Source organism: Streptomyces anulatus, assembly GCF_000721175.1.
GTDB lineage: Bacteria > Actinomycetota > Actinomycetes > Streptomycetales > Streptomycetaceae > Streptomyces > Streptomyces anulatus_C.
In genome coordinates this window covers 40916-65381 of sequence record NZ_JOEZ01000011.1, presented here as the reverse complement: position 1 = coordinate 65381, position 24466 = coordinate 40916, and the positions used below count along the sequence as shown (strand labels likewise).

Sequence of the window (24466 nt, the reverse complement as noted above, 5' to 3'; positions counted from 1 at the left end):
CAAGGGGGCCGGGGCGTGCGGTGGGGCGCGGGGGAGTGACTCCCGCTCGGGGCCGCGGGCGTACGCCCCGGCTCAGGGCAGCGGGCGCGCGCCTCCGCTCAGGGCCGCCATCGCACCCGCCGCTCCGCGAGGTGGGCCAGCACCGCGTGGTTCGCCTCCCAGCCGTCGGGGAACTTGACCGTGACACCGAGCTGGACCGGCTCCGTGGACGGGTGCTCGTCCAGCAGGTCCGCCACCCCCTCCCGGCACACCACGACGCAGGCGTGCCGGTGCCGTGAGGCCAGCACGCACAGCCGCCCCGTCTCCAGGTGGAAGGCCGTGGCATCGGGCCGCCCGGACAGCGGGTGCAGCACCACCGTGACGTCGAACTCACGGCCCTGGAGCCGGTTCGCCGTGTCCACCGCGACCCCGGTGACGCCCAGCTCCGCGAGGGCCGCCCGCACCGCCGCCGCCTGGTCCCGGTGGGCCGTGCCGACCGCCACCCGGTCCGCCGTCACCGGCACCGGCTCCTCGGCCCGCTCGCTCGTCGCGACGCCGCCCCGGTCCAGCAGCCGCCGGACCACCAGCGCCACCGCCCGTACCGCCTCGGGATCGGTGCGCGGGGTGTGCCGGGCGGGCAGCTCCAGCAGCCCCCACCCGGACTCCGCCGCCTCGTCCAGCACCCGGTCGGGCCCCGACCCGTCCGACGCCACCCCGAAGGACAGCTTCCGGTCACCGTGGTCCGTACCGCTGCGGAACGGGGTGTACGGGTAGAACGCGGCCGACACCAGCGGGGCCGCCGACGCCGGCAGCCGCCACGACACCGGCAGCCGGTGCTGCGGCAGCTCCGGATTGTGCGCGAGCAGCGTGGACACAGCGCTCGCCGACGGGTCGTAGCTCAGCCCCGCCCACTGGTCCGCGCCCACGATCGAGAACGGGTCCAGCTGGCCGGGGTCCCCGACGAACAGCGCCCGCTCGAACAGCCCGGCCACGGCCAGCAGCGCGTCCGAGCGCATCTGGTACGCCTCGTCGACGATCGCGTGCCCCCACGGCTCCACGTTCTTCACGTGCGCCCACTTGGCGGCCGTCGAGATCACCACGTCGAGCCCGGCCAGATCCGCCGCCTTCGCCGACTTCCGTACGTTGTGGAGGCCGTCCAGGACCTTGTCGTACGGGTCGGAGTCGCTGCTGTGCAGCCGCCCCACCGGCAGCTCCGGGTCCTTCTCCGCGAGCCGCACCACCAGGTCGTCGACCTGGGCGTTGGTCTGCGCGATCACCATCAGCGGATGCCCGGCGGCCGCCAGCTCCATCGCCGCCCGGACCACCAGCGTCGACTTCCCGGCGCCGGGCGGGGAGTCCACGACGATGCCCCGGGAGCTGCCGCGCAGGGTGTCGTCGAGGATCGCGCCGGTCGCCCGCGCCGCCTCCGCGCCCGGGTCGAAGACGGTCCTCACGGCGGGTCCTCCCAGGTGGCCGGTCGTCACAGCGGTCCCTCCGTGGCGACGTGGGTCGGGATCACAGCAGGTCCTCCGGGGTCACGGGGTCGGGTCGCTCCGCGCGCGTCGCGGCGTCCGCGCCCGGCGGGCCGCCATGGGTCCACGGCGTCTCCTCCGGGTCCGGCAGCTTCGGGCCGCCGCGCTGGTCGTGCTCGAACAGGGTCCAGGTGATCCGCTCCCCGGGCTCCGGCACCGAACCGGGCCCGGGCTCCCTGCCCCGGCCCATCCGGTCCAGGATCCGCAGCACCAGCAGGATCTCCCCGTCCTGGGGCGGGTCCTGCGCGTACGCCACGAACTCCGCCGTCTGCGGTTTCCCGTCCGACGAGCGGTAGACCCTCGTCCGCTCGCCCAGATGCGGGCGCTCGTCCGTGCGGACGGTGACCAGGGGGCGCGGGGAGGGCCGCTTGGACTCGGTGTACGCCATCTCCACCTCGGTCACCGTGGCGAGGAACGCCTCGCCCGCCAGCCGCCGCCCCGCCAGCACCAGCGGATCGTCCAGCGCCTCCTGCGCCTCCAGCTGGGCCTGGGCGGTCTCCCGGGAGGCCAGCTTCTGGGCCGCCGTCACCGCGTCGTCGCGGCGCGGCTGCGGCGGCTCGCCCGAGCGCACCCGGTCCCGGTGCGCGGTGAACGACCACCGGTCCCGGGTCCAGCGGTCCTCGGCCCGGGACCCCTCGGGCAGCTCCCGCAGCAGGTCGAGACCCCGCCAGACCGCATCCCAGGTCGGCAGCATCACCTTCGCCAGCAGGGAACGGATCTCCCGCTCGGCGTCGCTCAGCTCACCGAGGCGGGCATCCGCCGCGAGGCCGTCCTCGGCGGACGCGAACGCCGTGCGCGCCCGGTCGTACCGTTCGATCGCCGGGGCGAGGAGACGGTTGTCGAAGTCCGGGTCGGTGGCCGGACCCGCTGGCGGACACAGCAACTGGCCCTCCCCGTCCCGGGCCAGCTCGGCCCGGAGCGCCGCCTCGGCCCCCGAGGAGCCGGCCGGCGGGTCGATCCAGGCCAGCAGCGCGCCCAGATGCTGGTCCTCCAGGCTGCTCTGCCCGGTCGCCCAGTGCCGGTTCAGCAGATCCGTGACAGCCGGCAGCAGCGAGGAGCCGGGCACCCGGGCCCGCTCCCCGTAGTGCGTCAGCCAGCGGCCGAGCAGCGGTACCCGCGCCGGGGCCGGATAAGGGGTGTCCGGATCGTCCTCGGCGGTACGGCGGAACCGCATGGACCGGCCCAGCAGCCGGACGAACTCGACGCCCGCCCGGCTCGGCACGATCAGCTGGGCGGCGTCCGTGCACAGCTCGACCTCGACCTTGTTCTTCCTGCCGGTCGCCGGGTCGGTCTCGTTGCGCTCGGCGGGCTCGACGACGTCCGTGTACGCCTCGATGTGCGGCAGGACGGCCTCGGCCAGCTCGGCGAGGAACGCGAACCGCAGGTCACGGTCGCGCGGCTGGGCGACGGCCAGCAGACGGGGCGCCTTCCGGTCCGTGCCGACCAGCGCCCCGAGCGGGGCCCCGGCCTCACCGGCGGTGGTCAGCGGCACCAGCACCAGTGGCCGGTCGGTGAGATGACGGTGCCGGACGGTGGCCAGCGGCTGGGCGCGGCCGGTGTCGACGGCCTCCAGCCGGGCCAGGGTGGTGATCAGCGACATGCGGCCACCCCGTCCAGACCCTCCGGTGCCCCGGCGCGCAGGACGGCGGCGCTCTCCAGCGCCTCGGCACGCAGGGCGGCGGCCCGGCGCAGCGCGGCGACCGTCGGATCGGCGGGATCGCCCTCCTTGCCCGCGGCGGCGGCCAGCACCCCGGCCACCGTGGTCAGCCCGCCCAGCTCACCGCGCACACCGCGGCCCAGCGCCTCCACCGCCCCCTCGGCCCGCGACTTCGACCGGCAGTGGAAGGCCAGCTCACACGCGGCCAGGCACTCCGGGGCGTAGGCCGGGGGCACCGCCGCCACGGCGGCGTCCAGCTCCTCGGGCGGGCACGCCGGGTCGAACGTCGTCCCCTCCGGCAGCGCCGCCGCGATGTCCTCGACGCGCGTCAGCCGGGTCAGCTGCCGACGGGTCACGGCACGCTGCTTGCGTACGTCCACGACGGAGGCGGTCGGCAGGTTCGAGAAGTCCTTGGGGCAGACCAGCAGCACCCGGTGCCCGACCTCCGCGCCCTCGGTCACCGCCGCGACCCGCTCCAGTGCCAGCACGTACACCGCGGCCTGCCGGGCGGCGGCGCCGACCTTCGACGCGTCGGCCGAGGCGTCGATCATCGGGAACGACTTGATCTCGACGACCGTCCACCGGCCGTCGGGGTGCACCACCACGGCGTCGGGCTCCAGATAGGCGGGGGAGCCCGCCACCTCCAGGGCCAGCATCGGGTGGTCCAGCAGCGCCCAACCGCCCGCAGCCGTGGCCTCCCGCAGAGCCAGCGCGGTGCGCGCGGCCCGGCCCTCGGGACCGGCAGCGCTCAGATCGGGCGTGGCGGCGTCCCCGGCCGGCGGCGGAGCACCGCCGCCGAGCCGCTCGTACAGCAGGCGCAGCAGCTCGGCGCCGCCGTCGGCCTTGACCTTCGCCTCGAACGCGTTGCCCCGCATGAAGGCGAACTGGGACTGCCCGAAGGGGGCGGGGGAGCCGAGCGCGGTGGCCAGCACGCCTTTGTCCACCCCGGCACCGTCGAGCAGAGCACGCCGCTTGCAGCCGGGATTGGCGGCGAGGGCGGCCAGCGCGCGGGCGTCGAGCGGATGCGGTGCGACGGAGGGGCCGCGCAGCTCAGCGAGCCGCTGCCGGAGCGTCGTCGCTCGCGGCCGCGTCGGCGGCGTCTCTGGCGCCGGGGCCGCCGACTGCCGTGCCGGGGGGATCTGCGGAGGTGGTCCGCTGGCCGGGGATTCGCTCACCCGGGGAAGTCTTGCACCCGGCACTGACATTCGGGGACACAGTCGCCGGAACGTCCTCGGGAGCGGAGCCCCGGCCGCTCCGGAACCGGTCGCCGGACAGCGCCGCGACCGGGCCGGCGATCCGGGCCCCGGCCCACACCTTGAACCGGTCCGCCAGCCGCATGACGGGCCTGACCAACAGGGCCCCGACCCCCATCACCGCGGCGCCCGCGACGGCGTCCAGGAAGTAGTGGTTGGCGGTGCCCATCACGACGATCGTGGTGATCAGCGGATAGGCGACGCCCGCCGCCCGGACGAGGGGATGGCGGCCGTGCCGCCACAGCAGGATCCCGCACCAGAGAGACCATCCGACGTGCAGGCTGGGCATCGCCGCGTACTGGTTGGTCATCCCGCTCAGCCCGCGCGGGGCGCTCGCCCCCGCGCCCCACCAGCCGTAACCGCTGTACTGCGCCATCGTGTCGACGAAGCCGTGGCTCGCGTCCAGCAGCCGGGGCGGACAGGTCGGCATCAGCGTGAAGCCGGCCAGCCCCAGCAGCGTGGAGTTCATCAGCCAGACCCGGGCCGCCCGGTACGCCGACGATCTGCGCCGGAACATCCATATGAGGACGGCCGGGGTGACCAGGTAGTGCAGGGACGCGTAGGCGAAGTCGGCGGGTATGCCGAGCGACGGGGTGCTGGTGAAGAGACGGTTCAGCGGATGCTCGGCGTTCAGGTACAGCGCCTGCTCCAGCCGCAGGATCGCCAGGCCGTGGTCGACCGCGGTCGACACGTCGCCGCGCACCAGGAGCCGGCCCGCCGAATACAGCGCGTACACCACCGCGATGAGAGGCAGTTCCGTCCACCAGCGGGGCCGATGACCGGACACGGGCGGCGCGGTGGCGTGCGGCATCCGGTAGCTCTCCCCATGTTCATGCGGCCGACGGCGAGCGTTCAACCGTACGGCGGCACCGTGCCGCCGATTCCCCCGGGGGGTCCTCTTCCGGACATCCCGTACGCAGTGGTCCCCGCCGTGGTCCGAGCGGTCGGCGGGTGGCTGCTCAGGGAGGGACGCCCGCACGGCCCCGGAGGTTGCCCTTCCGCCCGGTACGGGATGATGGAAGGCCTATCACCAGCGTTCCAGCGTTTCAGGGAGAGCCGTCATGGCACCGCGCATCCTGCTCGCCCGGCACGGCCAGACCCAGTGGTCGGTCCGGGGTAACCACACCGGCAGGACGGACATCCCGCTCCTGGACACCGGGCGCGAGGGCGCGAAACTGCTCGGCGAGCGGTTGCACCGGGCGCCCTGGGCGGGGCTGCCCGGCGTCGAGGTCCGCACCAGCCCTCTCGTCCGGGCCGCGGAGACCTGTGAGCTCGCCGGCTTCGGGAAGCGGGCCGAGCCGTGGGACGCGCTGATGGAGTGGGACTACGGGGCGTACGAGGGGCTGACCCCGGCGCAGATCAAGGCGGACCGGCCGGACTGGCTGATCTGGCGCGACGGGGTCCCGGACGGGGAGTCCGTCGCCGACGTCACCGCCCGCGCGGACGAGATCGTCTCCTGGGCGCGCTCGGCGGACCGGGACGTCCTGGTCTTCGCCCACGGCCACATCCTGCGGGCCCTGGGGGCGCGGTGGCTGGGTGAGGACCTGTCCTTCGGCGCCCGCATCCGTCTGGAGCCGACGTCACTGTCGGTCCTGGGCTGGGCGTACGGCCTGCCGGCCGTGGAACGCTGGAACGACACGGGGCACCTGGAGCGGTGACCCTGCGGGCAGCCCGCGCCCACCCAAGCCCGTCCGGCGTTTGAGGGCGGTCGCCCCGGCCCACCCAAGCCCGCCGGACGCTTGAGGGCGGTCACCGCGGCCCACCCAAGCCCGCCGGACGCTTGAGGGCGGTCACCGCGGCCCGCCCAAGCCCGCCGGACGCTTGAGGGCGGAACCGCGGCCCGCCCAAGCCCGTCCGGCGTTTGAGGGCGGTCGCCCTGGCCCACCCAATCCTGTCCGACGCTTGAGCGCGGGCACCTGGACCCACTCAAGCCCGTCCGGCGTTTGAGGACGGAACCCTTCGGCCGGTGGGGGCGAGCCCTTCACGGACCCCGTGGCGCGGGAGGACCTGATCCGCACCCGGGAACGTGCTGCACGCTTCCGTCCTCAAACGCCGGACGGGCTGGGAGGTGGGCCCGGGCAGGCCGGGTTCGCGCGATCCGGGAACGTGCTCACCGGTTCCGTCCTCAAACGCCGGACGGGCTGGGCGGCGGCCCGGGCGGGCTGGATCGGTGGCGGGTCAGGAAGTCGGCCACCGGGGTCGCCCCGGACCGGGATTCCAGCACGCGCGCCGCCCCCGCCAGCATCCCCCGGATCCGTGAGGACTGGACCCGGTTCAGCAGGTCCAGCACCTGGTGCCCCGTCGCCGCCGCCTCGTCCACCCGCCCCGCCCGCGCCAGGTCCCCCGTCAGCTGGGTCCGGTACAGCGCCAGGTTCCGGGTGAAGTGCGGGTCCTGGAGCGCCGTCGCCCGCCGCCCGTGCCGCGTCGCCCGGGGCCAGTCGCCCAGCGCCGACCAGCACTGCGCCTCCAGCAGCTCCAGCTCCGCCTCCTGGAAGAAGCTCATCCACTCCGGATCACCCGCCGCCGGCCCCCGTTCGAACGCCGCCCGGGCCCGCCCGATCGCCCGGTCGCACCCCGTACGGTCACCGAGTCCCGCCCGGCCCCCCGCCTCCCGCAGCGCGAGCAGTGCCAGCAGCCGGGGCGACCCCAGCGTGCGGGCGGCCCGCCGGCCGGCCTCCGCCGCCCGTACCGCCTCCCGGGGCCGGCCCGCGTCCCGGGCCAGGAACGACGTGTTGCAGAACGCGTGCGCCTCGAGACCCGCGTCCCCGGCCAGCCGCGCCGTGGCCAGCGCCTCCGCGTAGTGCGAGCGGGCGTCGGCGAAGCGGCCCGAGTCGTGGGCCAGCCAGCCCACCGAGACGGCCAGCTCGCCCGCGCCCGAGTGCAGCCGGTCCGAGGTGGCGCGCCGTGCGGTGGTCCCGGCGTCCAGCAGCTCGTACGCCGCGCGCAGCGGCTGCGCGGCCCGCTGGTAGAGCCCGTCCGCGCCGTGCCGGTCGTCCAGCAGCCGGATCTGCCGTACGGCCTTCTCGACGGCGCTCACCTCCGCCTCGCCGACCCGGCGCTGCGCGGGCAGAGAGACCCGGGCGGCGGAGGCGGGTGCCCCGCCGAGACCCAGGGAAGCGGCCGCCACCGTGGCGGTGCCGCTGGTCATGAACACGCGACGCAGCACGTCGCTCTCCTCGGGGATGTCGTCGGTTTCGGTGTCGCGGTGGAGGCCGGGGCCGGGCGGGAAAGGGGCGGCCACGGGCGCCGGTTCGGACACGACCCGGGCGCCCCGCCCCCGTACGCTCTCGCGGGCCGAGAACCCCAGATCGGCCAGGGACGCCCCGGGGAACATGTGCAGGAAGACGCGCTCGTAGGCGTAGTTGGGGCAGCGGATCTCCCCTGACTCCACCCGCCCGATGTACCGGGCGTCGCACGCGACCTGCTCCCCGATCTCCCGTGCCGCTCTGCGCACGGCCGCCGCGAACTCCCCGGCGGAGCGCTGTCCGCGCAGCTGACGGAAGACGAGGTTGGGAACTGCCGCTGTCGACACCATGGCCGGCCCCTCTCTGGTGCGGCCGGGATGTGTGGTTCCCGGTGTCCCGGCGGAGCAAGAACGTACCTGTTGTGACGGGTCACACACGGAGCGTTTCCCTGCAAAAGGGGCATTCCACCCCCGATCCGCCATGAACTGCCACCCTTTGCGGCGGTGTGGGCCCGTAGCCCTTGACGCACCCCCGGCGTTGGTCCATGCGGAGACGGAGTGTGGCTCCGTTCGGCGATGAGAGGAGGGGTTCCCTTGTTGCATCTCGGCAGGGAGACCGGCTCACGGACGACCGCGACGAAACCGACGGCCCCGACCGGTCTGGCGGCCCCGGCCGATCCGACAGCCTCGACCGGCCCGACGGCGGACAGATCCTGCGACCTCGTCACGGTGCCGGCGCGGCAGGGCCTGGAGGCCGTCGACATCCTCCGCCGGGGACGGGACCAGGAAGCCGTCGGCCCGGTCCTGCACGACGGCGCCTGCGACACCCTCGGCTTCCTCGTGCCGCCGGGCACCGCCGATGGCTGGGACGTACCCGGCAGCGCCTGTACGAGGACCGACGGGCGCGGGCTGCGCATCCCCGCCGAGCCGCCCGTCTCCGGCTCCGGCTGGCTGCTCCCGCCCGCCGCCGACGCCCCGGTCACCGATCCGGCCGTGCTCCGTGCCGCCCTCGACCAGGCCGCCCGGCTGATCGAGGCGGCCGACAACTGCCGCTGAGCCCATAATGGCCGGACGGGCGGAACGCTCCGCCGCGGCCGGCGACCCGGGCCCCCACCAGCAAGGACCAGCAAACGTGGCACGTCGAGGAGCGCCGGCCCGCGGCAGGAGCAAAGCGGCGGACAAGGACAGGGCCGGCGGCGCCAGGGCGAAGGGGCGCGGGGAACGCCGGGGCTCCGGGCGGGCCGAGCGCGAGCCGGTCTCCCGGTCGGTCGGCGGCGGTCTCGCCGAGCTCATACCCGACCGGGAGCGCCCGCAGGGCTGGACGCTCCTGATCGACGGCGCCCCGCAGTCCCACGTGGACCTCGACGACCCCACGCACCTCATCTTCGCGTACCAGCGCCGTCTCGGCCACGTCATCGACCTCGCCGCACTTCCGCTCCGGCCGCTGCACGTCCTGCACCTGGGCGGCGGCGCTTTCACCCTCGCCCGGTACACCGCCGCGACCCGCCCCCGCTCCACCCAGCAGATCGTCGAACTCGACGCGCCCCTCGTGCAGTTCGTCCGCGACCACCTCCCGCTGGACCCCCAGGCCCGCGTCCGGGTCCGGGCGACCGACGCCCGCGAAGGACTCGGCAGGTTCCCGGACGGCTGGGCGGATCTGGTCATCGCGGACGTGTTCAGCGGGGCCCGCACCCCCGCGCACCTCACCTCGGCCGAGTTCCTCACCGAGGTCCGCCGGGTTCTGAAGCCCGAAGGGCGGTACGCGGCCAACCTCGCCGACGGCCCTCCGCTCGCCCATCTGCGCGGCCAGGTCGCCACCGCCGCCGCCGTCTTCCCCGAACTGGCCCTGGCCGCCGACCCGGTGGTGTGGCGGGGCCGCCGCTTCGGCAACGCGGTCCTGCTCGCCTCGGCCCTGCCGCTCCCGGTCGCGGAGTTCACCCGGCGGGTGGCGAGCGACCCGCACCCCGGCCGCGTCGAACACGGCCGTGCGCTCACCGACTTCACCGGCGGCGCGGCCGTCGTCACCGACGCCGTGGCCGAGCCGTCCCCCGCGCCGCCGCCGTCCGTCTTCGAGAACCCCTGATCACGTCTACGGTTCGACGACCTGCACGGTCGGCGGCGTCCCGTTCCACGTGCAGAACACCGAGTACGTCTTCCCGTCCGCCCCGCCCCCGTCGCTGAAGTCCACCCGGATCCAGGCGTCGTTCGTCCACACCTGCATCGACCAGCCCGGCCCCGGAGTCGCCGAGACGAGCTTCGCCGAGTCCGCGCCGAGCTCGAACACGACCCGGCCGCCGTCGGTGCGATAGCTCTTCACCTCGCCCGAAGCCGACGGCGCGGGCGGCTTCGCCGGGGCGGTCGACGGCGTACGGGAGGGGCGCGGGGCCGACGGGGACGGGCGCGCGCCGCCGGTGCCCGGCGAGGCGGAGGCCGAGGCGGAAGGCGAGGGCGACGTCCGGTGCGTCGAGGAGACGAGGGGCGCCCCGGTGCTCTGCCCGATGCGCTGAGGAGGCCCCGCGCCCACCGAGACCGGCACGGCCCGGGGCGGGTCGTACGCCGTCCCCGTCATGACCGTGTGCACACCCCACCACGAGAGCGTGACCGCCGCGCCGGTGGCGAGCGACCACGCCAGCGCGTGTGCGAGTCCTCGTTGCATCCGGCACATCCTGCACCACCCGGCCCGCTTCCGGCTCCCCCCGGGGGCTGGTGCGATCGACCTTCTCCGGCCTTTGCGGAGGTTTCCGGCGGGCCCGGGACCGGGCCCGCCGGCATGGCGTACGGTGCCGCCCATGGCAAGTGTGCTCGTGGTCGAGGACGACCAGTTCGTACGTTCCGCCCTCATCCGGCACCTCAGTGAGGCCTCCCACACGGTACGGAGCGTGGGCACCGCGCTCGAAGCGCTGCGCGAGGTCGCGCACTTGCGCTTCGACGTGGTCATCCTCGACCTCGGGCTGCCCGACCTGGACGGCGCCGAGGCGCTGAAGATGCTGCGGTCCATCACCGATGTCCCGGTGATCATCGCCACCGCCCGGGACGACGAGAGCGAGATCGTCCGGCTGCTCAACGACGGCGCCGACGACTACCTGACCAAGCCGTTCTCGGTCGAGCACCTCTCCGCCCGGATGGCCGCCGTGCTGCGCCGCTCGCGCGCCGCCGGCGGCGAGGCCCCGCCGCCCAGGGTCATCCGCGTCGGCGGGCTCTCGATCGACCCGCTGCGCCGCAGCGCCGAGCTGGACGGGGCCGAACTCGACCTGACCCGACGCGAATTCGACCTGCTCACCTTCCTGGCCGGGCGGCCCGGCGTGGTCGTCGCCCGCAAGGAGCTGCTGGCCGAGGTCTGGCAGCAGTCCTACGGCGACGACCAGACCATCGACGTCCACCTGTCCTGGCTGCGCCGCAAGCTCGGCGAGACCGCCGCCCGTCCGCGCTATCTGCACACCCTGCGCGGCGTCGGCGTGAAGCTCCAGCCGCCGGCCGACGCCCCCGCCCCCGCCGGCGCCGCGGCCGATACGCCGTTCACGGAGCCGCCCGCATGAGGTGGGCCCTGGTCAAGGTCTGCCTGGCCGTCACCGCCATGGTCGTCATCGCCTTCGCCGTACCGCTCGGACTCGTCATCCGGGAGATGGCCAGCGACCGGGCGTTCTCCGACGCCGAACGCCAGGCCGCGATGATCGCCCCGACCCTCTCCATCACCACCGACCGCGAGGAGCTGACCCGGGCCGTCCTGTCCACCGAACCCGGCGACCGGGGGCGCCTCGCCGTCCATGTCCCGGCCGAGGGCGGGCCCCTGGACATCGGAACCCGGCGCGCCACCCCCAAGGACGTGGAGACCGTGCGCAAGGCCGGGCGCGCCTCCATCACCGAGGTCGCCGGCGGCTTCGCCCTCCTCCAGCCGACCGCGCTGGGCACCGGGGACATCGCCGTCGTCGAGGTGTTCGTCCCCGAGGGCGAGGTCTCCAACGGGGTCGCCACCGCCTGGCTGATGCTGGCGGGCGTCGGCGTCGCGCTGATCGTCGGCTCGGTCGCGGTCGCCGACCGGCTCGGGGTACGCATGGTGCAGCCCGCCCAGCGCCTCGCGGGCGCCGCCCAGGACCTGGGGGAGGGGCGCCTGGGCACCCGGGTCCCCGAGGAGGGGCCCACCGAACTGCGGTCCGCGGCCGTCGCGTTCAACTCCATGGCCGACCAGGTCGTCCAGCTCCTGGCCAACGAGCGCGAGCTGGCCGCCGACCTCTCGCACCGCCTGCGCACCCCGCTCACCGTGCTCCGGCTGAACGCCGCGTCGCTCGGCGAGGGCCCGGCGGCCGAGCAGACCCGGGCGGCGGTCCAGCAGCTGGAGCACGAGGTCGACACGATCATCCGCACGGCCCGCGAACAGCGCCCGCAGACCCAGGGCGGGCAGCCGGGGGCGGGCTGCGACGCCTCCGAGGTGATCCGCGAACGCATGGGCTTCTGGTCGGCGCTCGCGGAGGACGAGGGCCGCGAGGTGCGCCTCGCGGGAGTCGACCGTACGGTACGCATCCCCGTCGCCCGGCCCGAACTGGCCGCCTCCCTCGACGCGTTGCTCGGCAACGTCTTCCGCCACACCCCCGAGGGCACCGCCTTCTCCGTCGACGTCCACCACAGCGGCGACGCGGTCATCGTGCTCGTCTCCGACGCGGGCCCGGGGATCCCCGACCCGAAGGCGGCCCTCGCCCGGGGCACCAGCGGGCGCGACGGTGCGAGCGGGTCCGTCGGCTCCACCGGCCTCGGCCTGGACATCGTGCGCCGGGTCGCCGAGTCCACCGGCGGCGACCTGCGCATCGGCCGGTCCGTCCTCGGCGGCACGGAGGTCCGGATCTGGATCGGCCTGCACGGCAGCCGCCCCGAGCGCGGCCGGCGCGGACACGGCCGCCGGGTCGGCCGCCGGCTCGGCCGGCAGCGGGGCGGGGAGAGCCGTACCGTGACCGGGTCCCAGCATTAACCCGCGCCCATGTGTTCCTTAAGCGCGCCCTAAGAACATCAACCCCCGCCCGTAAGGCCCTCTTTGCCCGTTCCGCTGCCGCTAGCGTGCTCTCGAAGTCCCCGGACAGGTCGTCGCCGGACAGGCGAGCCCCCGGACGGATCCGCAGGACACAGAGGCAGGCAGGCACGTTGATGGTTTCCCGGACGCACCGTCGCACGACGGCCACCCGCACCAGGGCGATCGGCGCGGTCGTGGCCGCCGCCGTCAGTGGCGGCACGGTCCTCGCGCTGACCGGTACGGCGCAGGCCGCCGCGATCGGCGCCGCCTGCACCCGTACCAGCGCCTGGGGCGGCGGCTGCACCGGCCAGTACGTCGTGACCAACGGGGCCGACCGGCCGCCGACCGACCGGACCCTGGAGTCCGATCTCCCGGCGGGCACGGAGACCGGCTCGCTCCGGAACGGCGAGCACACGGTGAAGGGCGACCGGGCCTGCCCCGGCGGACCCAAGCCGGAAGCCGACGCCACCTGCAGCTCGATCGACCAGGAGCCGCCGGCCTTCACGAAGGCGTTCGCGGCCTACGAGTAGCCCCCACGACCCGGTCCGCCGATCCCCTTCGTCCACCGAACCCCCCCGAACCACTGTGCCCCCCACTGCGCGCCCCGGCCGGACCCCACCCCACACCCGGCCGGGGCGTGCCCCTGTCCTGGTACCAGCGGTCGCGTCACTCGCCGGGGCCGGCGTCGCCGACCGGGATGCTCAAGAAGTGCATAAGGGAGAAAGTGCCAGAGGTGACGTTCCCCAGTACTTCACCCGGCCCGGCCTGCCCCTCGTTCACCTTCCGACGGGAGGGCGGCCCAAGGGCCCCTCCATGACCCGCCGGACATCCCTCGGCAACGGAATCGTCTTCAAGTCTTGACACCCACCCCCTTGAGGCAGGAACCTTCCGGCAGCAGCGCATGGGAGCGCTCCCACTCTGGGGGAAGGTCTCGCGCGCTTCCTCTTCCCGCAGCAGACCCGACGCCCTCCGCCCTGCCTCGCGGAACGGCGCCGGTACCACCCCGGAACAAGGAGCAGTGGAATGCGCATCACCCGCAGCGTTGCCGGTCGACGCCTACGAGCCCCCCTCGTGGCCACCACGGGCCTCACGGTCACCGCCCTCCTCCTCACCGGATGCGGCGGCTCGTCCGACTCCGGCAAGGGAGCCGACGCCGACGGGAACATCACCCTGACCGTCGCCGACTTCGGGCAGTTCGGGTACAAGGAGGCCGGGCTCTTCGAGAAGTACCACGAGCTGAACCCGAAGATCACGGTCAAGGAGGACACCACCGCCGAGGAGAAGAACTACTACCCCAAGCTCCTCCAGCAGCTGAACTCCGGCAGTGGCCTCGCCGACGTCCAGGGCATCGAGGTCGGCCGGATCAAGGAGATCGTCGACACCAAGGCGGACTCCTTCGCCGACCTCTCCAAGTCGATCGGCGTGGACGAGTGGGTGTCGTGGAAGGCGAAGCAGGCCACCGCCCCCAGCGGCGCGGTCATCGGCGCGGGCACCGACATCGGCCCCATGTCCCTCTGCTACAACCGCGAACTGTTCGAGAAGGCCGGACTGCCCACCGACCGCACCGAGGTCGCGAAGCTGACCGAGGGCGGCTGGGAGGACTTCCTCGCGCTCGGCGAGCAGTACAAGAAGAAGGCCCCCGCCGGCACGTACTTCATGGACTCCGCGAGCGCCATGTTCAACGCCGTGGTCAGCTCCAGCCCCGAGCAGTACTACGACGCGAGCGGCAAGCCGATCCACGAGAAGAGCGCCAGCGTCGAGAAGGGCTGGAAGCTCGCCGCCGAGGCCGCGTCCAAGAAGCTGACGCAGGGCCTGGCCCAGTTCGAGGACCAGTGGCAGGCGGCCCTGCGCAAGAGCACCGTCGCCACCGTCGTCTGCCCCGCCTGGATGGCCGGCCAGATCTCCACGTACGCCGGTGACGCCAACAAGGGCAAGTGGGACATCACCAGCGCCCCCGGCAACACCTCCGCCAACTGGGGCGGCTCGTTCCTCGCCGTCCCCAAGTCCGGGAAGAACGTCGCCGAGGCCACCAAGCTCGTCAAGTGGCTGACCGCCCCCGAGCAGCAGGCCGCCGTCTTCAAGGCGATCGGCGTCTTCCCGTCCAACCAGGGCGCCTACGAGCTGCCCGACGTGAAGAACGCGACCCTGCCGTACTTCAACAACGCCCCCATCGGCCAGATCTACGCGGACGGCGCGAAGTCCATCCCCGAGGCGGTGCTCGGCCCGAAGGACGGCGTGATCAAGGACTCCATCTCCACCCAGATCAACAACATGGAGCAGCGCGGCACCAGCCCCGACAAGGCCTGGGACGCGGCCCTGCGGACGATCGAGAAGGCCATCGGCTGACCTGACACCGGACGCCCGGCACCAGGCACCTGGCACCAGGCGCCTGCGACCCGACCGGTCCGGGCCGATCGAAGCGCCGGGGCGGGCGGCACCCGCCCGCCCCGGCCGCCCGCCCATCTCCAGCCGCCCCCTCCAGCCGCCCCGGCCGTCCGTCGGCGCACCCAGGGAAGGACTCCCCGCCCGTGGCAACCTCGACCCCCACCCGGGATGCGTACGCGACCCCGCCCCGTGAACCGCAGAAACAACCGCCCAGCGAGCGGCGGCAGTTGTGGCGGAGCCGACTGTGGCGGTTCGACGACAAGGCGTCCCCGTACGCTTACATCGCACCGTTCTTCCTCGTCTTCGGGGCCTTCGGGCTCTACCCGCTCCTCTACACCGGCTGGATCGCCCTGCACCGGGTCGAGATGACCGGCCTGGACTCGATGGAGTGGGTGGGCTGGGAGAACTTCGACAAGATCCTGCACGACCCCGAGTTCTGGACCTCGGTCAGCAACACCTTCCTGATCGGCGTCATCTCCACCGTCCCGCAGCTCCTGGTGGCCCTGGGCCTCGCCCACCTCCTCAACTACCGCCTGCGCGCCAGCACGTTCTGGCGCACGGTCATCCTCACCCCGTACGCGACCTCGGTCGCCTCGGCCGCCCTCGTCTTCGCCCTGGTCTTCCGGGCCGACGGCGGGCTGCTGAACTGGGCGCTCGGCCTGGTCGGCTTCGACGACACCAACTGGGCCAACGGGCACTGGACTTCGAAGATCGCCATCTCCGTCATCGTGATCTGGCGCTGGACCGGCTACAACGCGCTGATCTACCTGGCGGCGATGCAGGCCGTCCCCAACGACCTCTACGAGGCTGCCTCGTTGGACGGCGCGTCGCGCTGGCAGCAGTTCCGCAAGGTGACCATTCCCTCGCTGCGGCCGACGATCCTGTTCACCATCGTCATCTCCACCATCGGCTCCATGCAGCTCTTCGGTGAGCCGCTGCTGCTGGAGGGCGGCGCGCTGGGCGCCACCGGCGGCAACGAGAACCAGTACGAGACGCTCAGCATCTACCTCTACAACTACGGCTGGAACCTCGGACACCTCGGTCCGGCCGCCGCCGTCGCCTGGGCGATGCTCGCCCTCCTGCTGATCATCGCCGCGGCCAACTGGTTCATCGGCCGATTCGTCCGCAAGTCCGCGGTCTGACCGGGAGCACCTCCATGACCATGACCAGCCCCACGCCCACCGCCCCCGTGAAGCTCGCGCCGGCTTCGAAGAGCAGTGCCCCGCAGCGCCCGAGCCGCTTCCGGATCGGCGCCGGCCAGCAGATGAAGGGCGGCCCGTTCGCGTACGTCGCGCTCGCCGTCGTCGGCTTCGGCTCGCTGCTGCCGCTCTACTGGACCCTGGTCGCGGCCTCCCGCACCCAGGACGAAGTCCTCGCCTCCACCCCGCCGTTCCTCCCGGGCGGCAAGCTGATCGAGAACATCCAGACCGCCTGGGAACAGGCCAACCTCGGCAAGGCGATCCTCAACAGCGTCATCGTCTCGTCCTCGATCACCCTCGCGACGCTCTTCTTCTGCACGCTCGCCGGCTACGCCTTCGCCAAGATGCGCTTCCGGGGCCGCGGCTGGCTGATGACCGCCGTCATCGCGACCCTCACCATCCCGCCGCAGCTCAGCGTCGTCCCGCTGTTCATGATGATGTCCGGCCTCGGCTGGGGCGGGCAGCTCGAATCGGTGATCTTCCCGACGCTGGTGAGCGCGTTCGGCGTGTTCTTCATGCGCCAGTACCTGATCGAGGCGCTGCCGTACGAGCTGATCGAGGCGGCCAAGATCGACGGCGCGAACAACCTCCGCATCGTGGTGAGCGTGGTGCTGCCGGTGGCCCGCCCCGCGATGATGGTGCTCGGGATGCTGACCTTCGTCCAGGCGTGGAACGACTTCTTCTGGCCCTACCTCGCCCTCAACCAGCAGAACCCGACCCTCCAGGTGGCCCTCGGCCAGCTCAGCGCCTCGTACACCCCCGACCAGTCCATCGTGATGGCGGGCGCGCTGATCAGCACGCTGCCGCTGCTGGTGGTGTTCGTGGTCTTCGGCAAGAAGATCGTCGGCGGGATCATGTCCGGCGCGGTCAAGGGCTGACCACTCCCGCCCCCCTCTCTCTTCCTCTCACACCTCACCCCTCACTTTCGCCACTTCCCCCAGGGAGCGCTCCCGCATGACAGCCGTCCGACCTGACACGGTCCCGCAGCAGGCCCCCGCCGCCACGGCCCCCTTCCCGACCGGCTTCCTCTGGGGCGCGGCCACCGCCGCGTACCAGGTGGAGGGCGCGGCCGGGGAGAACGGCCGCACCCCCTCCATCTGGGACACCTTCAGCCACACGCCCGGCCGGGTCCTCGGCGGGGACACCGGGGACGTGGCCGCCGACCACTTCCACCGCTACCGCGACGACGTCGCCCTGATGAAGCGCCTCGGGCTCCAGGCGTACCGCTTCTCGGTCTCCTGGTCCCGCGTCCAGCCCACCGGCCGGGGCCCCGCCGTGGAACGCGGCCTGGACTTCTACCGGTCGCTCGTCGACGAGCTGCTGGCGGCCGGCATCACGCCCGTCGCCACGCTCTACCACTGGGACCTGCCGCAGGAGTTGGAGGACGCGGGCGGCTGGCCCGAGCGCGCGACGGCCGAACGGTTCGCGGACTACGCCGCCATCATGGCCCGCGCGCTCGGCGACCGGGTCGGGATGTGGACCACGCTGAACGAGCCCTGGTGCTCGGCCTTCCTCGGTTACGGCTCCGGGGTCCACGCCCCCGGCCGCACCGAACCGGCCGCCGCGCTGCGGGCCGCCCACCACCTCAACCTCGCCCACGGCCGGGCGGCCGAGGCGCTGCGCGCGAATCTCCCCGCTGCCGCGCAGACCTCGGTCACCCTCAACCTCCACCAGGTGCGACCGCTGACCGACAGCGAGGCGGACGCGGACGCGGCGCGCCGGATCGACGCGGTGGGCAACCGGATCTTCACGGGCCCGATGCTGAAGGGCGCGTACCCGGAAGACCTCCTGGCCGACACCGAGCGCATCGTGAACTGGCCCGAGTTGATCCAGGAAGGCGACCTGGCCGCGATCGCGCACCCGATCGACGTGCTCGGCGTGAACTACTACACGCCCACCATCGTCAGCGCGTCGCCCACCGGTGCGGGCGACACCCGCAACGACGGCCACGGCAGCAGCGAGCACTCCCCGTGGCCCGGCTCGGAGCACGTCGCCTTCCACCTCGCCGAGGGCCGGCCGGTCACCGCGATGAACTGGTCGGTCAAGCCGGAGGGCCTCTACGACCTCCTCATGGACGTCTCGCGCGAGCACCCGGACCTGCCGCTGATGGTCACCGAGAACGGCGCGGCCTTCGACGACGCCCCGGACGCGGACGGCCGGGTCCACGACCCCGAGCGGATCGCCTACCTGCAGGGTCACCTGGAGGCGGTGCGCCGCGCGGCGGCCGACGGGGCGGATGTGCGGGGCTACTTCCTCTGGTCCCTGATGGACAACTTCGAGTGGGGCTACGGCTATGCGAAGCGTTTCGGCGCGGTGTACGTCGACTACGCGACCCAGCGCCGTACGCCGAAGTCCAGCGCGTACTGGTACGGCGACGTGATCGCCCGCCACGCACTGCCCCCGGTGGCCGCTCCGGACGCCTGACCCCGTGGGAGCGGTGGGCCCGGTCGTCCCCGGCCGGCCCGCCGCTTCTTCCGCCGCCCGACTGGGAGCGCTCCCAATACACTGTCCGTACCCCCGCCGGGGTGATCGATCCAGGACTTGGATTGACGTTACGGCTGTGAGAAATTGACCGGGAACGGGGAGGCAGCCATGGCGGCAGCGCGAGTACGGAGCGGCGGGCGGCCCACGCTCGAAGAGGTGGCGGCACGGGCCGGCGTCGGCCGGGGCACCGCATCGCGGGTCATCAACGGCTCGCCCCGGGTCAGCGACGCGACCCGGGAGGCGGTCGAGGCGGCCGTGGCCGAGCTGGGGTACGTCCCCAACCGCGCCGCCCGCGCCCTGGCGGGCAACCGCACCGACGCCATCGCCCTGGTGGTGCCCGAGCCGGAGACCCGCTTCTTCGCCGAACCGTACTTCTCCGCCATAGTGCGCGGCGTCGGCGCGGCCCTGGCGGACACCGAGATGCAGTTGCTCCTCACCCTCGTCGGCAACGACCGCGAGCGCCGCCGCCTCGCCCAGTACCTCACCGCCCACCGCGTCGACGGGGTCCTCCTGGTCGCCGTGCACGCCGACGACCCGCTGCCGGAGCTCCTGGAACAACTGGGCATGCCCTGCGTGATCAGCGGCGCCCGGCACGCGGCCGAGACGCTGCCCTCCGTCGACTCCGACAACTTCGAGGGCGCGCGGGCCGCCGTCGAGCACCTGGTCTCCCGGGGCCGCCGCCAGATCGCCACGATCACCGGCCGCCTGGAGGTCTACGGCGCCCAGCGCCGCCTGGACGGCTACCGCGCGGCGGTCTCCGCCGCCGGCCTCGCCCCCGACGAGCGCCTCATCGCCCCCGCCGACTTCACCGAGGAGGGCGGCGCGCGGGCGATGCGCGAGCTCCTGGTCCGCCGCCCCGGCCTCGACGCGGTCTTCGTCGCCTCCGACGTGATGGCCGCCGGCGCCCGCCAGGTCCTGCGCGAGGCGGACCGCCGCATCCCGGAGGACGTGGCCCTGATCGGCTTCGACGACTCGGTGGTCGCCCGCCACATGCACCCGGCCCTCACCAGCGTCCGCCAGCCCATCGAGGAGATGGGCCGCCGCATGACCCAGCTCCTCCTGGACGAGATCGCCGGCCGCGCCCCGGGCGACGAGCGCCCTTCGGTGGTGCTGCCCACGGAGCTGGTGGTCCGCGACTCGTCGTGACCGTGCCGGCGGTGGCGGGCCCTCCGGATTCACGAGCTCTCTTCACGCTCCTCGGTTCCGACGGCCCGTGCTCGCGGCGTACGGCGAACGCGTGACGCACCACACACATCACACGGTGGGCCTGCCGGTTTGCCCCTGGCCCCGGTCGTACGGTCTGACGTCGCGGCCGCCCACCGTCCGCATCGGGTCTCACCGGTCCGGGCGGCGCCGTCGGTACGGCCGGGAGATCTGAACCGGTACCGGGGTTCAGGCGGCGACGAGCTCCTGCCCGTGGTCCGGCGTTTCGACCTTGGACTTCTTGTTCGGCAGCGCGAGCCGGAAGACCTTGTGCCACGCGGAGAACACCTGCTTGGGCAGCGGGCCGGTGACGTACTCCAGCTCGTACTTCTCGAACAGGGCGCGCACCTTCACCGCGACCTCGGCGTACCGGTTGCTCGGCAGGTCCGGGAACAGGTGGTGCTCGATCTGGTGCGACAGGTTGCCGGTCATGAAGTGCATGGCCTTGCTGCCGCTGATGTTCGCCGAGCCCATCATCTGGCGCAGGTACCACTGGCCGCGCGTCTCACCCTTGATCGACCGGCGCTCGAAGACCTGTACGCCCTCGGGGAAGTGCCCGCACATGATCACCGAATGGGTCCAGATGTTGCGGACCAGGTTCGCGGTGAACGTGGCGGCGAGCGTGGTGAGGAACGACGGGCCCGACAGCGCCGGATGGATCACGTAGTCCTTGAGCACCTGCTTGCGGATCTTGCGGCCCACGGCCCTGGCCCGCGCGCGGAACTCCGGGTCCTTGCGGCGGCGCTTGTCGAGGTTCTTGCCGAGCTCCAGGTCGTACGCCGCGATGCCGTACTCGAAGAAGCAGGCGTTGAGGAAGTTCCACAGCGGCTGGCCGAGGTGGAAGGGGTGCCACTTCTGGTCCTCGTCGACGCGCATGATGCCGTAGCCGAGGTCGTTGTCCTTGCCGATCACGTTGGTGTACGTGTGGTGCAGCTCGTTGTGCGAGTGCTTCCACTGGTCGGACGGCGAGACGTGATCCCACTCCCAGGTGGTGGAGTGGATCTTCGGGTCCCGCATCCAGTCCCACTGGCCGTGCAGGACGTTGTGGCCGATCTCCATGTTGTCCATGATCTTCGCCACGGACAGCCCGGCGGTGCCGAGCAGCCACGCGGGCGGGAAGATCGAGAACAACAGCACGCCCCGGCTGACCAGCTCGAGCTTGCGCTGCGCCGAGATGACCTTACGGATGTAGGCGGCGTCCTTCTCGCCGCGGCCGGCGATCACCTCGTCGCGGATCGCGTCCAGCTCGCGGCCCAGCTCCTCGATCTGCTCCGTGGTCAGGTGGGCGGTGGGGTCGATGGCGGTCAAGGTGCTCCTACCGTTCGATGTCGCAGGGGCCCGCCGCGGCGGACACGCAGGTCTGGATGAGGACGCCCGGCTCGGCCTCGGTGATCTCGCCGGTGCGCAGGTCGCGGACGGCGCCCGCCTTGAGCGGCGTGACGCAGCCGAAGCAGATGCCCATGCGGCACCCGGAGGGCATGAGCACGCCGGCCTCCTCGCCGATGTCCAGCAACGGCGTGGCGCCGTCCGCGTCGACGGTCCTGCCGGTGACGCTGAACGTGACCTCGCCGCCGTCGCCGGCGACGACGATGCCGGCGCGGAAGCGTTCGGTGTGCAGGCGCTCCTGGACGCCGTGCTCGGTCCAGTGCTCTTCGGCGGCGTCGAGCAGGCCCGCGGGCCCGCAGGCCCAGGTCTCGCGCTCGGCCCAGTCAGGCACGAGTTCGCCGAGGCGGGCGATGTCGAGCATGCCGTCCGTGTCGGTGTGCACCTCGGTGAGCCGGAGCTTCTTGTCCGCGACCAGGTCGTGCAGTTCGTCGCGGAAGATCACGTCCTTCGGCTGTGGCGCGCAGTGGACCATGACGACGTCGTCGAACTCGGTGTCGCGCAGCATGCCCATCACTGGCGTGATGCCGCTGCCGGCCGTCAGGTAGAGCACCTTGGCGGGCTTGGCCCGCGGCAGCACGAAGTCACCGGTCGGCTGGTCGAGCTGGATCAGCGTGCCCGGTTTCGCCCTGCGGACCAGGTGGTTGCTGACCTTGCCGCCCGGGATCGCCTTCACGGTGATCGTGACGCGGCCGTCCTGGCGGTCTGCCGGCGAGGTGAGGGAGTAGGCACGCCACAGGCGCACCCCGTCGACGTCGACCCCGATCCGCACGTACTGACCTGCTGTGTGGCCGCGCCAGCCCCGTCCCGGCCTGATCACGACAGTCGCGGCGTCACCCGTCTCGGGGTGCACGGCCTCGATGCGCCCACACAGGTCGGCGCCCGCACGCAGCGGGCTGACCAGGTCGAGGTAGTCCGACGGCAGCAGCGGCGTCGTGACCATCTCCAGCAGTTTCCACGCCCTACTGCGGAGGGCTGCACTCGTCATGACCCCAGCTTGCTGCGCCTCAAGGCGTAAAGTCCTGACCGCAGGACGTAAATCTGGTCGGCTGAATTGTTCGCAGGGAACAAAACGTGAGCCATGCAATCCGGAGGGCCAGCGAACTGGCCCTGGACGAGACGACGGTCACCGCACTCCGGGCGGCGCTGAAGACCACCGCCGACGAGGTCGTCCAGGCGATCATCGACGAGGTCCCTTCCTACGCCAATGCCCTTTCGGGCCGCATGGGCGGCACCATCCGCCGATCCGTCCGGACCGCCCTGGGGCACTACCTGGACCTCGCGAGCGGGAAAGCCACAGGCGGCGACGCCGGTGACGCAGCCTACGAGCTGGGCCGCGGCGAGGTGCGCGACGGCCGTTCGATGGACGCCCTGCTCAGCGCCTACCGCGTCGGCGCCCGAGTGGCCTGGCGATGCCTGGCAGCGGGTGCCGTACCCGCGGGTCTGCCCGCCGCCGAGGTCGCCAAGTTCGCCGAGCTGACCTTCGCCTACATCGACGAGCTCTCCGCCGCGAGCGCCGCGGGCCACGCCGACGAACTGGCCGCCCGGGGCAGGGCCCACGAGCGCCACCTGGAACACCTGGCCCGCGACCTCCTCGCCGGGGCGAGCCCGGACGTGCTGCTGGCCTCCGGCCAACGGGCCGGGTGGCAGCCTCCGGTTACGCTGACCGCGGTCCTGCTGCCCGCCGCCCAGGCCCGACCCGCCTACCGCGTGCTCGACCCGAGCACCCTCGTCCTCGACGATCTGCCGGATGCCACCGGTGTGCTGCTCGTCCCCGATGCCGACCGATCACGTCTCCTGCGGCAGCTGACCGACCGCACCGCCGTGGTCGGCCCGGCCCGGCCATGGACGCGTGCGTCCGCCTCGTACGCACGGGCCGTACGCGCGCGCTCCCTCTCCTCCGATATTCGCGACACCGAGGACCACCTGCCCGAGCTGGTGCTGAGCGCCGACGTGGACGCGCTCGAAGACCTGCGCGCCCGAGCCCTCGCACCGTTGCAGACCTTGCCTGTCGCAACCGCACAGCGGCTGGAGGAGACGTTGCGGGCGTGGCTGCTGCACCAGGGCAGGCGAGACGAGGTGGCGGCGGCACTGTTCGTCCATCCGCAGACAGTCCGGTACCGGATGTCGCAGCTACGGGAGCTGTTTCCGGATCTCGCATCGCCACACCGGGTCCTTGAACTGACGCTGGCGGTCGGTCTCCGGGTCAGCTGAGCATCTGGTCGGTGATCTGGGACACCTCCCAGGTCACATATTCCTCGCCAGGGCCGTGGAGAAGACGGTCACCGGCCACTACGGTTCTGCTCCGACGTCACGTTCTGACCGGCTGACCGGCTGACCGGCTGAGCAGCACACGGCCGCACGGCAAGCAGAGGGGCCCCGGTCCGAAGACCGGGGCCCCTCTTTCAGGGTGAGTAACGGGACTTGAACCCGCGACATCCTGGACCACAACCAGGTGCTCTGCCAGCTGAGCTATACCCACCATGTCGCCCGGTCGTTTCCGACCGGCCGAGAAAAAGTGTACAGGGTCCGGGAGGGTGCTCGCGCCCCCGTTTCCCGGGGCCGGTCCACGGGCGCTTCCGCGCCCGTGACCAGCGGGTTCCTACGGTGCGGCCGGGGCCGCCAGACGCGCCGCGATCTCCTTGGCGCGCTCGGAGTCCGGGCCGGGCTGCGGCACGAAGACCGCTTCCCGGTAGAAGCGGAGCTCCGTGATGGAGTCGCGGATGTCCGCCAGCGCCCGGTGGTTGCCGTTCTTGGCCGGGCTGTTGAAGTACGCCCGGGGATACCAGCGCCGGGCCAGCTCCTTGACCGAGGACACGTCAACGATCCGGTAGTGGAGGTAGCCCTCCAGATCCCGCATGTCCCGGGCCAGGAACCCGCGGTCGGTGCCGACCGAGTTTCCGCAGAGCGGGGCCTTGCCGGGCTCCTTCACGTGCTCACGGACGTAGTCCAGGACCCGCTCCTCGGCGTCCGCCAGGGTGGTGCCCCCGGCCAGCTCGTCGAGGAGGCCCGAGGCGGTGTGCATCTGCCGCACCACCTCGGGCATGGTCTCCAGGGCCGCGTCCGGCGGGCGGATCACGATGTCCACCCCTTCGCCGAGCACGTTCAGCTCCGAGTCGGTGACCAGGGCGGCCACCTCGATGAGTGCGTCGTCCGTCAACGAGAGCCCGGTCATCTCGCAGTCGATCCACACCATGCGGTCGTTCAT

The 24466-nt window shown here is 72.9% G+C and carries 21 protein-coding genes and 1 tRNA gene; 12 read left to right on the top strand and 10 right to left on the bottom strand.

The window, feature by feature from the left end; translation table 11 throughout:
* Positions 1-98 precede the first annotated feature (98 nt).
* The 4 genes from IG90_RS0114025 to IG90_RS0114010 form a co-directional block, all read right to left on the bottom strand.
* Complete coding sequence (locus IG90_RS0114025; protein ID WP_030582928.1) at positions 99-1433, bottom strand: AAA domain-containing protein; 1335 nt, start codon at positions 1431-1433, stop codon at positions 99-101.
* 61 nt (positions 1434-1494) lie between these two features.
* Positions 1495-3111, bottom strand: coding sequence for a hypothetical protein (locus tag IG90_RS0114020; protein ID WP_030582926.1), 1617 nt, complete (start codon positions 3109-3111; stop codon positions 1495-1497).
* A complete protein-coding gene (locus IG90_RS0114015; protein ID WP_030582924.1) occupies positions 3102-4112 on the bottom strand; it encodes a hypothetical protein in 1011 nt (336 codons plus the stop codon). The genes IG90_RS0114020 and IG90_RS0114015 overlap by 10 nt, the downstream gene beginning before the upstream one ends.
* Before the next feature lie 106 nt (positions 4113-4218).
* Positions 4219-5232, bottom strand: coding sequence for a phosphatase PAP2 family protein (locus tag IG90_RS0114010; RefSeq protein ID WP_030582922.1), 1014 nt, complete (start codon positions 5230-5232; stop codon positions 4219-4221).
* A gap of 250 nt (positions 5233-5482) precedes the next feature.
* Between IG90_RS0114010 and IG90_RS0114005 the strand changes: the two genes are divergently transcribed.
* On the top strand, positions 5483-6079 hold the full coding sequence (locus IG90_RS0114005) for a histidine phosphatase family protein (RefSeq protein ID WP_030582919.1): 597 nt from the start codon (positions 5483-5485) through the stop codon (positions 6077-6079).
* A gap of 467 nt (positions 6080-6546) precedes the next feature.
* Here IG90_RS0114005 and IG90_RS0114000 read toward each other — a convergent pair whose 3' ends face one another.
* Positions 6547-7956 (bottom strand): NsdA family TPR-like regulatory protein, encoded by a 1410-nt coding sequence (locus tag IG90_RS0114000; protein ID WP_030582917.1) that lies wholly within the window; start codon positions 7954-7956, stop codon positions 6547-6549.
* A gap of 243 nt (positions 7957-8199) precedes the next feature.
* On the opposite strand from IG90_RS0114000, the gene IG90_RS0113995 reads away from it, so the two are divergent.
* A complete protein-coding gene (locus tag IG90_RS0113995) occupies positions 8200-8661 on the top strand; it encodes a hypothetical protein (RefSeq protein WP_030582915.1) in 462 nt (153 codons plus the stop codon).
* Between the two features lie 76 nt (positions 8662-8737).
* Positions 8738-9688: a spermidine synthase gene (locus IG90_RS0113990; RefSeq protein ID WP_030582912.1), complete on the top strand. Its 951-nt coding sequence runs from the start codon at positions 8738-8740 to the stop codon at positions 9686-9688.
* A 6-nt stretch (positions 9689-9694) separates the two neighbouring features.
* On the opposite strand, the gene IG90_RS0113985 is transcribed toward IG90_RS0113990, so the two are convergent.
* Positions 9695-10261, bottom strand: coding sequence for a hypothetical protein (locus IG90_RS0113985; protein WP_030582909.1), 567 nt, complete (start codon positions 10259-10261; stop codon positions 9695-9697).
* Between the two features lie 133 nt (positions 10262-10394).
* Here IG90_RS0113985 and IG90_RS0113980 point away from each other — a divergent pair, with 133 nt between their 5' ends.
* The 8 genes from IG90_RS0113980 to IG90_RS0113945 all read left to right on the top strand — a co-directional run bounded on the left by IG90_RS0113980 (position 10395) and on the right by IG90_RS0113945 (position 19818).
* Complete coding sequence (locus tag IG90_RS0113980) at positions 10395-11141, top strand: response regulator transcription factor (RefSeq protein ID WP_030582907.1); 747 nt, start codon at positions 10395-10397, stop codon at positions 11139-11141.
* Positions 11138-12565 (top strand): sensor histidine kinase, encoded by a 1428-nt coding sequence (locus IG90_RS0113975; protein ID WP_030582904.1) that lies wholly within the window; start codon positions 11138-11140, stop codon positions 12563-12565. Before IG90_RS0113980 ends, IG90_RS0113975 begins: the two co-directional genes overlap by 4 nt.
* A 173-nt stretch (positions 12566-12738) precedes the next feature.
* Positions 12739-13134 (top strand): hypothetical protein, encoded by a 396-nt coding sequence (locus IG90_RS0113970; RefSeq protein ID WP_030582901.1) that lies wholly within the window; start codon positions 12739-12741, stop codon positions 13132-13134.
* Positions 13135-13627: 493 nt separating this feature from the next.
* Positions 13628-14950 carry an ABC transporter substrate-binding protein gene (locus IG90_RS0113965; protein WP_030582898.1) on the top strand — a complete coding sequence of 441 codons (1323 nt, stop codon included), beginning with the start codon at positions 13628-13630 and terminating at the stop codon, positions 14948-14950.
* 182 nt (positions 14951-15132) lie between these two features.
* On the top strand, positions 15133-16131 hold the full coding sequence (locus IG90_RS0113960) for a carbohydrate ABC transporter permease (RefSeq protein ID WP_030582896.1): 999 nt from the start codon (positions 15133-15135) through the stop codon (positions 16129-16131).
* 14 nt (positions 16132-16145) lie between these two features.
* On the top strand, positions 16146-17066 hold the full coding sequence (locus IG90_RS0113955; RefSeq protein ID WP_030582894.1) for a carbohydrate ABC transporter permease: 921 nt from the start codon (positions 16146-16148) through the stop codon (positions 17064-17066).
* A gap of 76 nt (positions 17067-17142) precedes the next feature.
* Entirely contained in the window at positions 17143-18612 is a 1470-nt protein-coding gene (locus tag IG90_RS0113950) for a GH1 family beta-glucosidase (protein ID WP_030582892.1), read from the top strand.
* A 168-nt stretch (positions 18613-18780) separates the two neighbouring features.
* On the top strand, positions 18781-19818 hold the full coding sequence (locus IG90_RS0113945) for a LacI family DNA-binding transcriptional regulator (protein WP_030582890.1): 1038 nt from the start codon (positions 18781-18783) through the stop codon (positions 19816-19818).
* Positions 19819-20064: 246 nt separating this feature from the next.
* On the opposite strand, the gene IG90_RS0113940 is transcribed toward IG90_RS0113945, so the two are convergent.
* Both IG90_RS0113940 and IG90_RS0113935 read right to left on the bottom strand, forming a co-directional pair.
* Positions 20065-21183: a fatty acid desaturase family protein gene (locus IG90_RS0113940; protein WP_030582888.1), complete on the bottom strand. Its 1119-nt coding sequence runs from the start codon at positions 21181-21183 to the stop codon at positions 20065-20067.
* A gap of 7 nt (positions 21184-21190) precedes the next feature.
* A complete protein-coding gene (locus tag IG90_RS0113935) occupies positions 21191-22246 on the bottom strand; it encodes a ferredoxin reductase (RefSeq protein WP_233435870.1) in 1056 nt (351 codons plus the stop codon).
* A gap of 86 nt (positions 22247-22332) precedes the next feature.
* On the opposite strand from IG90_RS0113935, the gene IG90_RS0113930 reads away from it, so the two are divergent.
* Positions 22333-23472 carry a PucR family transcriptional regulator gene (locus IG90_RS0113930; protein WP_030582882.1) on the top strand — a complete coding sequence of 380 codons (1140 nt, stop codon included), beginning with the start codon at positions 22333-22335 and terminating at the stop codon, positions 23470-23472.
* 195 nt (positions 23473-23667) lie between these two features.
* On the opposite strand, the gene IG90_RS0113920 is transcribed toward IG90_RS0113930, so the two are convergent.
* Positions 23668-23740, bottom strand: a tRNA-His gene (locus tag IG90_RS0113920).
* Between the two features lie 120 nt (positions 23741-23860).
* Positions 23861-24466, bottom strand: a complete 606-nt coding sequence (gene orn / locus IG90_RS0113915) for an oligoribonuclease (RefSeq protein ID WP_030582879.1) — start codon at positions 24464-24466, stop codon at positions 23861-23863.

Bases quoted from the DNA above. Each gene is read 5' to 3' on its own strand.
- orn (WP_030582879.1), bottom strand. From the start codon at position 24,466: ATGAACGACCGCATGGTGTGGATCGACTGCGAGATGACCGGGCTCTCG.
- IG90_RS0113965 (WP_030582898.1), top strand. From the start codon at position 13,628: ATGCGCATCACCCGCAGCGTTGCCGGTCGACGCCTACGAGCCCCCCTC.
- IG90_RS0114010 (WP_030582922.1), bottom strand. From the start codon at position 5,232: ATGCCGCACGCCACCGCGCCGCCCGTGTCCGGTCATCGGCCCCGCTGG.
- IG90_RS0113955 (WP_030582894.1), top strand. From the start codon at position 16,146: ATGACCATGACCAGCCCCACGCCCACCGCCCCCGTGAAGCTCGCGCCG.
- IG90_RS0113945 (WP_030582890.1), top strand. From the start codon at position 18,781: ATGGCGGCAGCGCGAGTACGGAGCGGCGGGCGGCCCACGCTCGAAGAG.
- IG90_RS0113970 (WP_030582901.1), top strand. From the start codon at position 12,739: ATGGTTTCCCGGACGCACCGTCGCACGACGGCCACCCGCACCAGGGCG.
- IG90_RS0113985 (WP_030582909.1), bottom strand. From the start codon at position 10,261: ATGCAACGAGGACTCGCACACGCGCTGGCGTGGTCGCTCGCCACCGGC.
- IG90_RS0113980 (WP_030582907.1), top strand. From the start codon at position 10,395: ATGGCAAGTGTGCTCGTGGTCGAGGACGACCAGTTCGTACGTTCCGCC.
- IG90_RS0113975 (WP_030582904.1), top strand. From the start codon at position 11,138: ATGAGGTGGGCCCTGGTCAAGGTCTGCCTGGCCGTCACCGCCATGGTC.
- IG90_RS0114005 (WP_030582919.1), top strand. From the start codon at position 5,483: ATGGCACCGCGCATCCTGCTCGCCCGGCACGGCCAGACCCAGTGGTCG.
- IG90_RS0113935 (WP_233435870.1), bottom strand. From the start codon at position 22,246: ATGACGAGTGCAGCCCTCCGCAGTAGGGCGTGGAAACTGCTGGAGATG.
- IG90_RS0113950 (WP_030582892.1), top strand. From the start codon at position 17,143: ATGACAGCCGTCCGACCTGACACGGTCCCGCAGCAGGCCCCCGCCGCC.
- IG90_RS0114000 (WP_030582917.1), bottom strand. From the start codon at position 7,956: ATGGTGTCGACAGCGGCAGTTCCCAACCTCGTCTTCCGTCAGCTGCGC.
- IG90_RS0114020 (WP_030582926.1), bottom strand. From the start codon at position 3,111: ATGTCGCTGATCACCACCCTGGCCCGGCTGGAGGCCGTCGACACCGGC.